Below are 14,172 nucleotides of genomic sequence, written 5' to 3' on the forward strand. Positions count from 1 at the left end.
TATTTGCCCATAAATAAGGAGGAGCTTTAACTCCATGCATAATAAAGCTTTAAAGACATTGGAATTTCATAAAATAAAAGAACAATTAATTTCACACGCATCCTCATCCATAGGAAAAGAGAAGGCAGAGCAATTGATGCCTTCCACGGATTTTGAAGAGGTGTCGAGATGGCAGGAAGAAACGGATGAGTCAGCCAAAATCGTCCGGTTGAAAGGTAACTTGCCATTGGGCGGGATTTTTGATATCCGTCCGCATGCAAAAAGGGCACAGATTGGCGGAATGCTCTCACCGATGGAATTGATGGAACTTGCGAGTACGATTCGTGCCGGCAGGATCCTCAGCCGTTTCTTTGAAGAACTTGCAGAGCAGGAGATTGATGTTCCGCTTTTGGCCGAATATATCGATTCCCTGCATCCATTGATAGATTTGCAGCAGGAAATTACTTTTTCTATAAGCGAACATGGCGAAGTGATGGATTCTGCCAGCGACAAGCTTCGTGCCCTAAGAAACCAAATTCGGACGAACGAAAGCCGTGTCAGGGAAAAACTAGAAAGCATGATCCGTTCTTCCAATGCATCAACAATGTTATCCGATGCCATCATCACCATCCGGAATGACCGATTCGTCATCCCGGTAAAACAGGAATACCGGAGTGTGTATGGCGGGATCATCCATGATCAATCCTCATCAGGGCAGACGTTGTTCATTGAACCGCAAGCAATCGTTCAGCTGAATAATGTCCTGCAGGAAACCCGAGTGAAGGAAACGCAGGAAATAGAACGAATATTGGTCGAACTATCGGAAAAAGTCGGTGCGTACACTCCTGAATTGCTTCATAATGTCAAAGTGCTTGCACAAATCGATTTCCTTGTCGCCAAGGCAAAGTATGCAAAAGCGATAAAAGGATCCAAGCCGATTCTGAATGATGAGGGACGCGTGAAATTATTCAAAGCGAAACACCCGCTCATTCCGAGTGATGTTGTCGTGGCCAATGATATTTTTCTTGGTGATGAATTTACTACAATCGTCATCACCGGTCCGAATACAGGTGGTAAGACGGTTACCCTGAAAACGATCGGCCTCTGTACGTTAATGGCCCAGTCCGGTCTGCAAATCCCTGCGCTGGATGGATCCGAAACGGCTGTGTTTTCCTCCGTTTATGCCGATATTGGCGATGAACAGTCGATTGAACAAAGCTTAAGTACATTCTCTTCACATATGGTCAATATTGTCGATATCCTTAAGCATGTCGATTATGACAGCCTTGTTTTATTCGATGAGCTTGGAGCGGGAACTGACCCACAGGAAGGTGCTGCTTTGGCCATTTCCATTTTGGATGAAGTATATAAGCGCGGAGCACGTGTGATCGCAACGACACATTATCCGGAATTAAAAGCGTATGGATATGATCGGGAAGGTGTCATTAATGCAAGCGTCGAATTTAATGTGGAAACCTTGAGTCCCACTTATAAACTTTTGATCGGTGTACCAGGTAGGAGTAATGCGTTTGAAATTTCCAAACGCCTTGGTTTGGAAGAAAGCGTGATAAGCAGCGCCCGCAGCCATATTGGTGAGGATACGAACAAAGTTGAGAATATGATAGCGTCCCTTGAAGACAGCCGCAAAAAGGCCGAAGAAGAAGAACAGGAAGCCAAGAATCACCTGGAACAGGCGGAAATTCTTCATAAAGACCTTCAAAGGCAAATTGATGAATACCATGAAGAACGGGATGCGATGGTTGAAAAGGCAGCAAAAGAGGCAGCGTCAATCGTTGAAAATGCACAAAAGGAAGCGGCAGCGATTATTGCCGACTTACGTAAACTGCGACTTGAAAAGCATGCCGATGTTAAAGAGCATGAGCTGATCGATGCCAAAAAGCGGCTTGAAGAAGCAGCGCCAAAAGTGAAAAAAACTTCAAATAAAGCTGCAAGGCCGCTGGATAAAAGCTTGAAACCTGGAGATGAAGTTAAGGTCGTAAGCTTCGGTCAAAAAGGTCACTTGATCGAGAAGGTCTCAAATAATGAATGGCAGGTTCAGATCGGCATCATGAAAATGAAGGTGAAGGAGTCAGACCTGGAATTCATCAAGGCCACAAAAGTAAAAGAAACAAAGCCCCTCACCACGATCAAAGGCCGCGATTATCACGTTAGCGTCGAACTTGACCTCCGTGGGGAACGCTTTGAAAATGCAATATCAAGAGTTGAAAAGTACATTGATGATGCTCTTTTGGCCGGTTATTCCAGTGTCTCCATCATTCATGGTAAAGGAACGGGTGCTCTCCGGGCCGGGGTCCAGGAATACTTGAAAAATCACCGCTCTGTCAAAAGGATTCGCTTCGGCGAAGCCGGTGAAGGCGGAACAGGTGTTACGGTGGTGGAATTTAAATAAAGGAAAGCGGTCACTCCGGTCATTCAGCCAAGCCGGGTGGCTAGTTACCATTCGGGAGTTGGACCATGGTGAACATGTGGGAAAATGAATATGTATATATAGCTGCTCGTTACAGTGTCGTCATTCTGTGCATGATTGTTTTTTTAGCCATTTTTGAACTTGTCACAAAGTACAAGAACTGGGAGGAAATCAAACAAGGAAACCTTTCTGTCGCGTTGGCAACAGGTGGTAAAATATTTGGGATCGCCTATGTATTCCAACAGTCCATTCTCCATCAGAATTCGCTTCTTACCATGATTGGCTGGGGCGTATACGGATTTGTCCTGCTATTGATCGGTTATTTCATTTTTGAATTTATGACTCCTGGATTTAAAATAGATGAAGAGATACAAAACGATAATCGGGCAGTTGGATTCCTATCGATGATCATATCAATCGCATTATCTTTTGTCATCGGCGCAGGGATTTCCTAATGCCCTTCATGAGAGGGAGTAAGCTGTGGAGAAACTTGCAAAAGTCTTAATTGTTTGTTGCGGAATCTTTTTTCTGTTTGGAATCATTTATATGACATTCTTCAACTGAAGCGGCCATTGTGCCGCTTCTTTTATTTGAGTTCCATTAAAAAGAGTTGGTGTGGCATATATATCAAATAGACTTTTCGGAAGAGGAGGAGTATGGATCAGTCCAAATTGATACAAAAGATTGAAGAATTATCGTTGCATGCTTTACTGGCCATGCAAATGCCAATCCATGACGGATGGGTGATCCGGTTAACGGATGGATATTCGAAATGGACACCCTTTTTTTGTTCCCCTTTTTAAGTGTTGCATCCAATATTCCCTGGGGTCGGTATAGGACATATATCTCATCATAGGGTCTTTATACTTTGAAATCCGGCAATTGTAAGAAAATCCCGATTGTATTATAATGAAAAGAGTATTGAGAATATTCAGAAGGAGGGGGCAAATGAGCAATAAGCCATGGCAAGCTATTTATCCGGAACAGATACCCGCTGTTTTGTCTTACGAAGATAAACCTCTTTATTCTTTTTTAAAGGAATCAGCCGATGAATACCCCGATAAAGTATCGATTCATTTCCAGGGAAAAGAATTAACTTTCCGGGAAGTGCATGAATCTGCTTTAAAATTTGCTGCCTATTTAAAAAGTATCGGTCTTCAAAAAGGTGAACGCGTTGCCGTCATGCTTCCTAACTGCCCTCAGGGTGTCATAAGCTTTTTTGGGATATTGATGGCCGGCGGAGTCGTGGTTCAAACGAATCCAACCTATACTGAACGTGAATTGGAATATCAAATGAAAGATTCCGGAGCGAAAATAATTTTGGCGATGGATATTTTATTTCCCCGTGTTGCTGCAGTGGCATCAAGAACGGATATAGAACATATAATTGTAACCGCTATCAAGGAATATTTACCTTTTCCGAAAAATCTTATCTATCCTTTTATTCAAAAAAAGCAATATGGCATTGTCATCAATGTGGAGCATGAAGGGAATCATCATTTATTTTCCGAAATCATGAAACGAAAGATGACTGAAGAAGTCACTGTGCCGATCGATGTGGATAATGACCTTGCCCTTTTGCAATATACTGGCGGGACTACAGGCTTTCCAAAAGGGGTCATGCTTACTCATAAGAACTTGCTTGCGAATACGAAAATGTGCAATGCTTGGCTTTATAAAAATAAGCGCGGTGAGGAAAGGATCCTTGCGATTCTGCCTTTCTTCCATGTGTACGGTATGACTACAGTCTTGGTTCTTTCCGTCATGGAAGGGAACACCATGATCATCATGCCAAAGTTCGATGTCGAAGCGACGCTTAAAACCATTCAAAAACAGAAACCGACCATGTTTCCAGGAGCGCCAACGATATATATCGGCCTCTTGAACCATCCGGATATCGCTAAATATGACCTTTCTTCCATCGATGCCTGTATTAGCGGTTCTGCATCATTGCCCGTAGAGGTTCAAGAGCAGTTTGAGAAAATTACTGGCGGGAAGCTTGTTGAAGGCTATGGACTTTCTGAAACATCACCGGTGACCCATGCTAATTTCATCTGGGATCAGCCGCGTGTAAAAGGAAGCATCGGGCTGCCGTGGCCAGATACTGACTCGGTGATTCTGTCCCTGGAAACCTTTGAAGAGCTTCCTCCGAATGAAATAGGCGAAATTGCGATAAAGGGACCACAGGTAATGCAAGGATATTGGAACCGTCCGGATGAAACGGAAAACACCTTTAAAAATGGCTGGCTGCTTACAGGAGATCTGGGTTACATGGATGAGCAGGGGTTCTTTTATGTGGTCGAGAGGAAAAAGGATACAATCATTGCAGGCGGTTTCAATATATATCCACGAGAGGTGGAGGAAGTGCTATACGAGCATGAGGCCATACAGGAAGTGGTTGTGGCAGGTATCCCTGACCCCTATCGCGGTGAGACAGTCAAGGCCTATGTCGTACTGAAAAAAAATGCCAGGGCCACTGAAGAGGAATTGAATGAATTTGCCAGAAAGAACCTGGCTTCCTATAAGGTGCCGCGCAGCTATGAATTCAGGGATGAACTTCCTAAAACGACGATTGGAAAGATCCTGAGAAGAGTCCTTATCGAGGAGGAAAAGAAAAAAATATCCGAGGAAAGAAAAGAAGCGTAAACAGGCCCCCTTTTTAACGGAGCAGCGGAAGAGAGCTCCGTGTTTTGCCGAACGGCTGGACAAGCTATGGGTGGGGGCTGTACAATGAACATAAGTGGAATGTCAGGACTCTTGAAGTTTTTGCTTGACAGTAAAAGGTCGTCATTTTATGATAGAAATATGAATGATGATTCATTCATTTTCTGAAAGGGGACATCCAGTGAAAAGCAACAGACCAAAGTATAATCAAATTATTGAAGCGGCCGTTATCGTCATTGCCCAAAACGGGTACTATCAAGCCCAAGTATCCAAAATCGCCAAGCAGGCAGGCGTAGCGGATGGCACCATATATCTATATTTTAAAAATAAAGAAGATATATTAATATCATTATTCCATGAAAAGATGGGCTCTTTTGTGGAACAGATCGAAGAAGAAATAAAAGGAAAGACCACTGCTTCGGATAAACTGCATGTGCTCATCCAAAAACATTTTAAAAACCTTTCAGAAGACGTGAATTTAGCAATTGTCACTCAGTTGGAATTAAGACAGTCGAATAAAGAATTGCGCCTTAGAATTAATGATGTGTTAAGAGGGTATTTAAATTTAATCGATCAGATCATTATTGAAGGAAAAGAGAACGGCGAATTCCTGCCTGATCTAAATAATTTACTTGCCAGGCAGATGATTTTTGGAACGATTGACGAAACAGTGACGACTTGGGTCATGAATGAGCAAAAGTACTCTCTTCCTGACCTTGCACCAGACGTTCACCGCCTTCTAATTGGTGGCTGTGGCCAGAAAAGTTAACGATTTAAATAGAGGATGGCCAGCCATCCTCGAAAGAATCGATTAATCATGCTTCCGGTTTCATTAGGGAAGTGATACATATTGAATTTTCAAAAGAGTTTGACTAGGATGCCTGGAGGGATTGATATGGAATATCTTAAGCTTTCTGTCGAAAATCATGTGGCTTTTATAACGATTGATCATGCACCTGCAAATGCGCTTTCTTCGGCTATCATCGGAGAGCTTTCAGAGGCCTTCGATCAAATTGAGAAAGACGATGCCGTACGGGTTGTCCTTGTTCATGGTGAAGGAAGGTTCTTCTCTGCTGGAGCAGACATTAAAGAGTTTACTGAAGTGGAGAACGGGAAAGCCTTCGAGAAGCTGACCAAGAATGGCCAATCTGTATTTGAGAAAATCGAATCTTTTCCAAAACCGGTCATTGCAGCCATCCATGGGGCAGCGCTTGGCGGAGGATTGGAGCTGGCTATGGCCTGTCACATCCGATTGGTCACCGAAAGGGCTAAACTTGGTTTGCCTGAGCTGCAGTTGGGCTTAATCCCTGGATTTGCGGGGACCCAACGACTTCCTCGTTATGTAGGCATGGCAAAGGCTGCTGAAATGCTGTTTACAAGTGAACCGATATCTGGTACGCAAGCTGTGCAATGCGGATTGGCGAATCATGCCTTCACGGATGAAGAACTGATTCCAAAAGCTAAGGAACTAGCCAATAAAATTGCCAAGAAAAGCCCATTGGCTTTAAAGTCGGCCATTGAGTTATTGAATTATTCTAAGCATGATTCCTACCATAAAGGTGTGGAAAGGGAAGCCGCCCTCTTTGGCCAAGCTTTCGATACCGCTGATGCAAAAGAAGGAATCAGCGCTTTCATTGAAAAAAGGGAAGCTGTATTCAAAGGGAAATGATAGAAATAACTATTTTTATATATCATGCAGGATTTTGATGAAATCTGTAGAACAATACTATATATCAATAAAATTCATAATCTTCAAAACTCAAATTATTCGGGAGGTATTATCGTGAACATTTATGTACTGCTGAAAAGAACATTTGATACAGAAGAAAAAATTACACTATCCAACGGAAAAATTAATGAGGATGGTGCAGAATTCATCATTAATCCATACGATGAGTATGCAGTTGAAGAAGCAATCCAGGTGCGTGATGCACAAGGCGGAGAAGTAACGGTTATTTCTGTCGGAACCGAAGAGGCTGAAAAGCAATTACGTACAGCGCTGGCAATGGGTGCTGACAAAGCCGTATTGATAAATATAGAAGACGACATAGAAAATGGCGACCAATTCACGACTGCCAAAATTATCGGTGAATACTTAAAAGGTAAAAATGCCGATTTAATCATTGCAGGAAACGTTGCAATCGATGGCGGTTCTGGTCAAGTGGGACCACGCGTTGCCGAAATTTTAGAAATTCCTTATATTACAACCATTACTAAACTGGACATCGCAAATGGAAATGTAAGCGTTATCCGTGATGTCGAAGGGGACTCTGAAACGATCGAAGCATCCCTTCCATTGTTGGTGACAGCTCAACAAGGGCTAAATGAGCCGCGTTATCCTTCATTGCCAGGAATCATGAAAGCGAAGAAAAAACCGCTTGAAGAATTGGAATTGGATGACCTGGATTTGGAAGAAGAAGATGTTGAAGCAAAAACAAAAACGATTGAAATTTACCTTCCTGCTAAAAAAGAAGCTGGAAAAGTATTGGACGGAGAAATCAGTGATCAAGTTAGCGAACTTGTTCAATTATTACGCAGTGAAGCAAAAGTGATTTAATCTTAAACGTACTTTTCAAAACAACAAACACGGCAAAAAAGAAAAATAGAGCACAGGAGGTCTTTATAAATGGCTAGAAAGTTTCTTGTATTGGGCGAAGTTCGTGACGGTTCACTAAGAAATGTATCATTTGAAGCTATCGGTGCGGCTAAACTTGCTGCAGATGGCGGGGAAATCGTAGGTGTTTTGGTTGGTGACAGTGTTCAAAGTTTCGGAAATGAATTGATCCAATATGGCGCGGACCGGGTTGTTGCAGTAGAGAATGATCAATTGAAACAATATACTTCAGATGGATATGCGCAAAGCTTGATTGCCATCATCGAGCAGGAAAAGCCAGAAGGGATTTTCTTTGGACATACGGCCCTAGGAAAAGACCTTGCACCTAAATTGGCAGGAAAGCTTGAGTCAGGTTTGATTTCGGACGTTACAGCTATTGAAGAAGAAGGCGGAAATATCGTTTTCACCCGCCCGATTTATTCTGGTAAGGCATTTGAAAAGAAAATTGTTACAGATGGCGTGATATTCGCGACAATCCGTCCGAACAATATCGAACCATTAGCGAAAGATGAGTCCCGCTCTGGTGATGTTTCTACATTAAGTGTGGATATTAAGGATTTACGCACTATCATTAAAGATGTTGTTAGAAAAGCTAGCGAAGGGGTAGACCTTTCCGAAGCGAAAGTAATCATCGCAGGTGGACGGGGCGTGAAAAGTGAAGATGGCTTTGAACCATTAAAGGAACTTGCACAAGTTCTTGGCGGAGCGGTAGGAGCTTCCCGCGGAGCATGTGATGCGGACTATTGCGATTACTCTTTGCAAATCGGGCAAACGGGCAAAGTCGTAACACCTGACCTTTATATCGCCTGCGGAATTTCCGGTGCGATCCAGCATTTAGCCGGGATGTCCAACTCCAAGGTTATCGTTGCCATCAATAAAGACCCGGAAGCTAACATATTCAATGTGGCTGATTATGGAATTGTCGGAGACCTTTTCGAAGTTGTTCCGTTACTTACGGAAGAATTCAAAAAACTAAAAGTTAACGCATAATAGAGATAATACAGATAAGGGGGCAAGACATTTGGCATAAGCCGATACATGTCTTGCCTTTTATTTGGATTAAGAGGCAAGGACTTTCGGCCTGCATATTTATTCTTTTTTTGGACATCCTACCACTGAAGCAAAATATTAGCATCGATTCGAGCAACAATGGTATACTGTCTTTAGTTATTTGAGTAAATTTGAGGAGGAAATATATATGGCTATTGTAAATGCAACTGACCAAACTTTCACAACAGATACAAGCGAAGGTGTTGTTCTTGTAGATTTTTGGGCTCCATGGTGCGGACCTTGTAAAATGATCGCTCCTGTTCTTCAAGAGCTTGATACTGAAATTGGCGATAAAGCAAAAATCGTAAAAGTGGATGTAGATGAAAACCAAGAAACAGCAGGAAAATTCGGTGTGATGAGCATCCCGACATTAATCGTCCTTAAAGACGGTGAAGTGGTTGATAAGGTTGTTGGTTTCCAACCTAAAGAAGCACTTGCTGAACTTATTGCAAAACACGCGTAATAGTAAGTTAGCTAAAAAAAGCTTCAAGTCTGCGGACTTGAAGCTTTTTTCGCTATCTTGATATATAATGATTGTAATAATGGGAGAACAGGAGGCTGAATGCATGAATCAACAAATAAAGAATAAACTTGCCCTTCTTCCCGATCAACCTGGTTGTTATTTAATGAAAGATCGTCAGGGAACGATCATATATGTAGGCAAAGCGAAGGTGTTGAAAAATCGGGTCCGTTCTTATTTTACGGGATCTCATGATGGAAAAACATTTCGGCTCGTGAATGAGATTGAGGATTTCGAATACATCGTCACCTCATCCAATATAGAGGCTCTTATTTTAGAGTTGAACTTAATCAAAAAACATGACCCAAAATATAATGTCATGCTAAAGGATGATAAGACGTATCCTTTCATCAAGCTGACTGCGGAACGCCACCCACGTCTAATCATTACGCGAAAAGTAAAAAAAGACAAAGGGAAATATTTCGGTCCTTATCCGAATGCATTTGCAGCTAACGAAACGAAAAAATTGCTCGACCGCATCTATCCCCTAAGAAAATGCAATACATTACCCGATCGCGTTTGTCTCTACTATCATCTTGGACAGTGCCTGGCCCCATGTGTATATGAAGTAGAGGAACATGAATATAAAAAAATGGTGGATGATATAAACCGGTTCTTGAACGGCGGGCATACTGAAATAAAAAAAGAACTGACTGAAAAAATGCTAGTGGCATCAGAAGAGCTCGATTTCGAGAGGGCCAAGGAGTTCCGTGACAAGATTGCCCACATTGATATTACGATGGAGAAGCAAAAAATGATGACGACCGATTTCATCGACAGGGATGTATTTGGGTTTGCCTATGATAAGGGCTGGATGTGCGTTCAGGTATTTTTTGTCCGGCAGGGTAAATTAATAGAAAGGGATGTTTCACTTTTTCCGGTCTATGATGAACCCGAACAGGAACTTCTTACATTCCTCGGTCAATTTTACGAGATTACGAACCATTTTAAACCAAAGGAAATCTTGCTGCCTGAATCAGTGGATGCCGAAATGGCCGAAGGGCTGCTTGGTGTCAAAACGATTCACCCCAAAAGGGGGGCGAAAAAAGACATGCTTAAATTGGCGAATAAAAATGCCTCCATCGCCCTTCAGGAAAAATTCTCTTTGATTGAAAGGGATGAAGAAAGAACGATCAATGCGGTGGAAAACCTCGGGAACCAACTGGGTATCTACACACCGCATCGAATTGAAGCTTTCGATAACTCCAATATCCAGGGAAGTGACCCTGTTTCCGCTTTAGTCGTGTTCATTGATGGGAAGCCGGAAAAAAGAGAGTATCGAAAATATAAGATCAAGACGGTCCAGGGACCCGATGATTATGAATCGATGCGTGAAGTGGTCAGAAGAAGGTATTCACGAGTATTGAAAGAAGGGCTGCCGCTTCCGGACTTGATCATCATTGATGGCGGAAAGGGACATGTCGAAGCCGTTCGGGATATTTTGGAAAATGAATTGGGCCTTGAGATTCCACTTTCAGGCCTCATTAAGGATGAAAAGCATAGGACATCGCAATTGATGATCGGAAATCCTCTTGAAATCGTACCTCTTGATTCACGGAGCCAGGAATTTTACCTATTGCAAAGAATTCAGGATGAAGTGCATCGGTTCGCGATTACTTTTCATCGCCAGCTACGCGGGAAAAATGCGGTTCACTCTCAGCTTGATGATATTCCAGGAGTCGGGGAAAAAAGAAGGAAGCAATTATTAAGGCATTTTGGATCATTGAAGAAAATCAAAGAGGCAACAGTCGAGGAAATCATGGAAGCTGGTATGCCAAAAGGGGTAGCCGAGGGAATCGTTAGAAAATTACAAGAATAATCTTGCTACCGATAAATCACTATGCTATGATTAAAAGGAATTTTTAACTAGACAACTTAAAAAGTGCTGATAGAGGTGCGGAATTCAAGAGTAAAAACCTGGAGAAGTATGAGCTTCCATGAAAGGTTTTGAAAGGGGATGACGCCGAAGGAAGATAAGACTCATACCTTGTTTTCCTGGTCCGACATTTAATAAATGGCGGATTGTCAGGGTTTATACCCTGGAGAGCTATCTCACTGTGTTTACAGTATTAGATATGTGATCACAGCAATGAGATATTTCTCATTGCTTTTTTTATTGCCTAAAAAGTAGAGAGGGTGCATGAGGATGGCGTTAATCGTTCAAAAATTTGGCGGAACATCCGTCGGTAGCGTAGAAAAAATCAAAAATGTTGCCAATCGGGTAATCGAGGAAGCTGAGAATGGAAATGAGGTAGTCGTCGTTGTTTCAGCTATGGGGAAAACAACGGACCAATTGGTTTCCATGGCCCGTGATATTTCCGGAAACCCGAGCAAAAGGGAAATGGATATGCTATTGACTACTGGGGAACAGGTAACGATTTCCCTGTTAACGATGGCATTGATTGAAGAAGGGCATGAAGCCATTTCGTATACTGGCTGGCAGGCTGGCATGCAAACGGAATCCGTTCATGGGAATGCCCGGATTTTAAACATCGATGCTTCAAGGATCCAAGCTCAGCTTCAAGAGAAGAAAATAGTGGTCGTGGCCGGTTTCCAGGGTAACGATGTAAATGGGGAAATCACTACCTTGGGGCGAGGCGGTTCCGATACGACGGCGGTTGCCATCGCCGCAGCGCTGAATGCGGATAGATGCGATATTTATACGGATGTAACGGGTGTTTTCACAACGGATCCACGCTACATAAAAGGCGCGCGAAAACTCCAATCCATTTCTTACGATGAAATGCTGGAACTTGCCAACCTGGGGGCGGGCGTCCTTCATCCAAGGGCAGTCGAATATGCAAAAAATTATCAAATTCCGCTTGAAGTCCGTTCAAGCATGGAGAGAGAATCAGGAACGATCATTGAGGAGGAAGCAACTATGGAAGAAAACTTAATTGTACGCGGCATTGCTTTTGAAGACAGTATTACGAGGGTCACAATTTATGGTTTGCCCCAATCACTTGGTTCATTATCCACAATCTTCACGACACTTGCGAAAAACCAAATTAATGTGGACATCATCATTCAAAGCATGACAGCCGAGGATACGACCAATCTATCTTTTTCCACAAAAAGTGAAGATACGGAAGCGGCCTTGATCGTGCTGGAAAATAATAAAGAACAATTGGGATTCGACCGGGTCGAAACGGAGAGCGGGTTGGCCAAAGTGTCCATCGTCGGATCTGGTATGGTATCCAATCCCGGAGTGGCTGCCGAGATGTTCGAGGTGATGGCCAATACAGGCATCCAGGTGAAAATGGTCAGCACATCGGAAATTAAAGTTTCGACTGTCGTCAATGAAAAGGAAATGGTGAAGGCGGTTGAATCCCTTCATGAAGCATTTAAACTTGGTCAGCATGCAAATGTGCTAGCTTAAGTGTCAGGAGTCCAATAAAAAACAGACTTCCGGTAAAAAGGGTAAGTCTGTTTTAAGGGCTCATTAGATTGGATCTCTGGGATCCCATTGGATGGTGAATATCACTTTTTTTGCGCGGCGTTTGATTTCTTCCGTTGATTCGCTGAGGAATTTTTTTTGCAGTGAAAACTGCTCGGCAAGGAAACCGGCTTCAAGCTGAAAGTGACAATCAGGGTGTAAATCCAGGCGGCGGCTGATTATTTCACCCGTCAGGGATAATTCCATCTCGTGTTTCGTATACTTCAAGATTTCCAGATTGCCCCATCCAGCGCTTTGGAAAAATTCAATAACTTCCTGATCGCCATTCAATGGGAATTTTCTTGCTAATTGTTTACCTGCCCAATAGAGGATTTGATTTGAGTCTTTTCCGAGAATATCGTTCAATAGAACTTCTCTGATTAATTCGTACCCGAAAGCTGGAACTTTGAATTCTTCAGTTTGAATTTCTTCAGTATGAATCTCTTCTTCTATCGCAGCAGCAATATTTTTTTTCATAATTTATCGCCTCTTTCTGTAAATCTATTATAAACGCATTTCTTTTGCAAATTATACTGTTTTTTATTTATTTAAATAACAATTGGAAAAAAATGAGAAATTATTGCGAGATATTAATAGATTAATGAGTAATTTCTTCAAAATATATGCATGATAGATAAAAAATAGACAAATTAATCCAATAAAATCTATTCTGAAAAAGAGATTTCTTGTATCCGTTTTCTTGACGCACATAGAAGTCAGGAGTAAAATGGACATGTCACATAATTGTAAAGGAAGTATAGAGGAGTTTTTTGACTCTATACTGTATTTTCACGCGGAGATAAAAGGTAGCCACCAGATTATCTTTGCATGATTTTTCACAAATTAAGGGGGGGCACTTAGTGGCAAAGAATCGTGAGTTTGGGAATCGCAGGCTTCATTCACTTCTAGGAGTAATTCCAATTGGTCTATTCCTAATTTTTCATTTATCGGTAAACTTTATGGCAACAAAAGGAGAAGAAACTTTTAATGGGGCAGTTCATTTAATTGAGTTTACGCCCGTGAAGATTTTGGTGGAATGGGTCGTCATCTATCTACCGCTCATTTTCCATGCTGTGTACGGAATTTATATTGCCTTTACAGCAAAAAACAATTTAGGCAGATTTAGTTTCTTCCGTAACTGGATGTTCATGCTGCAACGCCTAACTGGAATCATAACATTGATTTTCCTTGTTTGGCATATATGGGCAACAAGGATTCAAGCAGCTATGGGTGCTGAAGTTAACTTTGACATGATGGCAGATATTTTCTCTAGTCCATTCATGCTTGTGTTCTATATTGTTGGTGTAATCTCGGCAATCTTCCACTTTGCTAATGGATTATGGTCATTTGCTGTGAGCTGGGGTCTGACAGTTTCACCAAGATCGCAAAGAATCATGACTTACTTTACATTGATCGTTTTCGTTCTTCTTTCTTATATCGGAGTCAGCGCAATTTTCGCTTTCGTATAAGAAGATAGAGTT

At 42.1% G+C, this 14,172-nt stretch carries 13 protein-coding genes and 1 riboswitch; of the genes, 12 read left to right on the forward strand and 1 reads right to left on the reverse strand.

The annotated features are described in order from the left end of the window. The first annotated feature begins 34 nt into the window (after positions 1–34). From BW986_RS02585 to BW986_RS02630, 11 genes are all read left to right on the forward strand, one after another. The gene (locus tag BW986_RS02585; protein WP_076364842.1) at positions 35–2,389 is read left to right on the forward strand and encodes an endonuclease MutS2; all 2,355 of its coding nucleotides are present in this window, start codon (positions 35–37) and stop codon (positions 2,387–2,389) included. 65 nt (positions 2,390–2,454) lie between these two features. Further along, the gene (locus BW986_RS02590) at positions 2,455–2,862 is read left to right on the forward strand and encodes a DUF350 domain-containing protein (RefSeq protein ID WP_076364844.1); all 408 of its coding nucleotides are present in this window, start codon (positions 2,455–2,457) and stop codon (positions 2,860–2,862) included. A gap of 201 nt (positions 2,863–3,063) precedes the next feature. Beyond that, a complete protein-coding gene (locus tag BW986_RS29975; protein ID WP_179085988.1) occupies positions 3,064–3,210 on the forward strand; it encodes a hypothetical protein in 147 nt (48 codons plus the stop codon). A gap of 145 nt (positions 3,211–3,355) precedes the next feature. Then, positions 3,356–5,053, forward strand: coding sequence for a long-chain-fatty-acid--CoA ligase (locus BW986_RS02595; protein ID WP_076364846.1), 1,698 nt, complete (start codon positions 3,356–3,358; stop codon positions 5,051–5,053). Between the two features lie 199 nt (positions 5,054–5,252). Continuing rightward, the gene (locus BW986_RS02600) at positions 5,253–5,840 is read left to right on the forward strand and encodes a fatty acid metabolism transcriptional regulator FadR (RefSeq protein WP_076364848.1); all 588 of its coding nucleotides are present in this window, start codon (positions 5,253–5,255) and stop codon (positions 5,838–5,840) included. A gap of 126 nt (positions 5,841–5,966) precedes the next feature. Next, complete coding sequence (locus BW986_RS02605) at positions 5,967–6,740, forward strand: enoyl-CoA hydratase (protein ID WP_076364850.1); 774 nt, start codon at positions 5,967–5,969, stop codon at positions 6,738–6,740. A 114-nt stretch (positions 6,741–6,854) separates the two neighbouring features. Beyond that, the gene (locus tag BW986_RS02610) at positions 6,855–7,628 is read left to right on the forward strand and encodes an electron transfer flavoprotein subunit beta/FixA family protein (protein ID WP_076364852.1); all 774 of its coding nucleotides are present in this window, start codon (positions 6,855–6,857) and stop codon (positions 7,626–7,628) included. A gap of 69 nt (positions 7,629–7,697) precedes the next feature. Next, on the forward strand, positions 7,698–8,675 hold the full coding sequence (locus tag BW986_RS02615) for an electron transfer flavoprotein subunit alpha/FixB family protein (protein WP_076364854.1): 978 nt from the start codon (positions 7,698–7,700) through the stop codon (positions 8,673–8,675). Positions 8,676–8,877: 202 nt separating this feature from the next. Continuing rightward, positions 8,878–9,198, forward strand: a complete 321-nt coding sequence (trxA, locus tag BW986_RS02620; protein WP_464682970.1) for a thioredoxin — start codon at positions 8,878–8,880, stop codon at positions 9,196–9,198. Positions 9,199–9,301: 103 nt separating this feature from the next. Next, positions 9,302–11,074: an excinuclease ABC subunit UvrC gene (uvrC, locus tag BW986_RS02625; RefSeq protein WP_076364858.1), complete on the forward strand. Its 1,773-nt coding sequence runs from the start codon at positions 9,302–9,304 to the stop codon at positions 11,072–11,074. 62 nt (positions 11,075–11,136) lie between these two features. Continuing rightward, positions 11,137–11,313, forward strand: a riboswitch (Lysine riboswitch). An 88-nt stretch (positions 11,314–11,401) separates the two neighbouring features. Next, positions 11,402–12,634, forward strand: coding sequence for an aspartate kinase (locus BW986_RS02630; protein ID WP_076364860.1), 1,233 nt, complete (start codon positions 11,402–11,404; stop codon positions 12,632–12,634). A 63-nt stretch (positions 12,635–12,697) separates the two neighbouring features. Here the strand turns inward: BW986_RS02630 and BW986_RS02635 are convergent, their stop codons facing one another. After that, the gene (locus tag BW986_RS02635; RefSeq protein ID WP_076364862.1) at positions 12,698–13,168 is read right to left on the reverse strand and encodes a YslB family protein; all 471 of its coding nucleotides are present in this window, start codon (positions 13,166–13,168) and stop codon (positions 12,698–12,700) included. A 383-nt stretch (positions 13,169–13,551) separates the two neighbouring features. Here BW986_RS02635 and BW986_RS02640 point away from each other — a divergent pair, with 383 nt between their 5' ends. Continuing rightward, positions 13,552–14,160: a succinate dehydrogenase cytochrome b558 subunit gene (locus BW986_RS02640; RefSeq protein ID WP_076364864.1), complete on the forward strand. Its 609-nt coding sequence runs from the start codon at positions 13,552–13,554 to the stop codon at positions 14,158–14,160. Positions 14,161–14,172: the final 12 nt, after the last annotated feature.

Origin of the sequence: Peribacillus simplex (assembly GCF_900156045.1) — a bacterium.
In the GTDB taxonomy this organism is placed as follows: Bacteria; Bacillota; Bacilli; order Bacillales; family DSM-1321; genus Peribacillus; species Peribacillus simplex_D.

Excerpts from the sequence above, each read along its gene's own strand:
- BW986_RS02585 (WP_076364842.1), top strand. The coding sequence starts at position 35 with ATGCATAATAAAGCTTTAAAGACATTGGAATTTCATAAAATAAAAGAA.
- BW986_RS02590 (WP_076364844.1), top strand. The coding sequence starts at position 2,455 with ATGGTGAACATGTGGGAAAATGAATATGTATATATAGCTGCTCGTTAC.
- BW986_RS29975 (WP_179085988.1), top strand. The coding sequence starts at position 3,064 with ATGGATCAGTCCAAATTGATACAAAAGATTGAAGAATTATCGTTGCAT.
- BW986_RS02595 (WP_076364846.1), top strand. The coding sequence starts at position 3,356 with ATGAGCAATAAGCCATGGCAAGCTATTTATCCGGAACAGATACCCGCT.
- BW986_RS02605 (WP_076364850.1), top strand. The coding sequence starts at position 5,967 with ATGGAATATCTTAAGCTTTCTGTCGAAAATCATGTGGCTTTTATAACG.
- BW986_RS02615 (WP_076364854.1), top strand. The coding sequence starts at position 7,698 with ATGGCTAGAAAGTTTCTTGTATTGGGCGAAGTTCGTGACGGTTCACTA.
- uvrC (WP_076364858.1), top strand. The coding sequence starts at position 9,302 with ATGAATCAACAAATAAAGAATAAACTTGCCCTTCTTCCCGATCAACCT.
- BW986_RS02630 (WP_076364860.1), top strand. The coding sequence starts at position 11,402 with ATGGCGTTAATCGTTCAAAAATTTGGCGGAACATCCGTCGGTAGCGTA.
- BW986_RS02635 (WP_076364862.1), bottom strand. The coding sequence starts at position 13,168 with ATGAAAAAAAATATTGCTGCTGCGATAGAAGAAGAGATTCATACTGAA.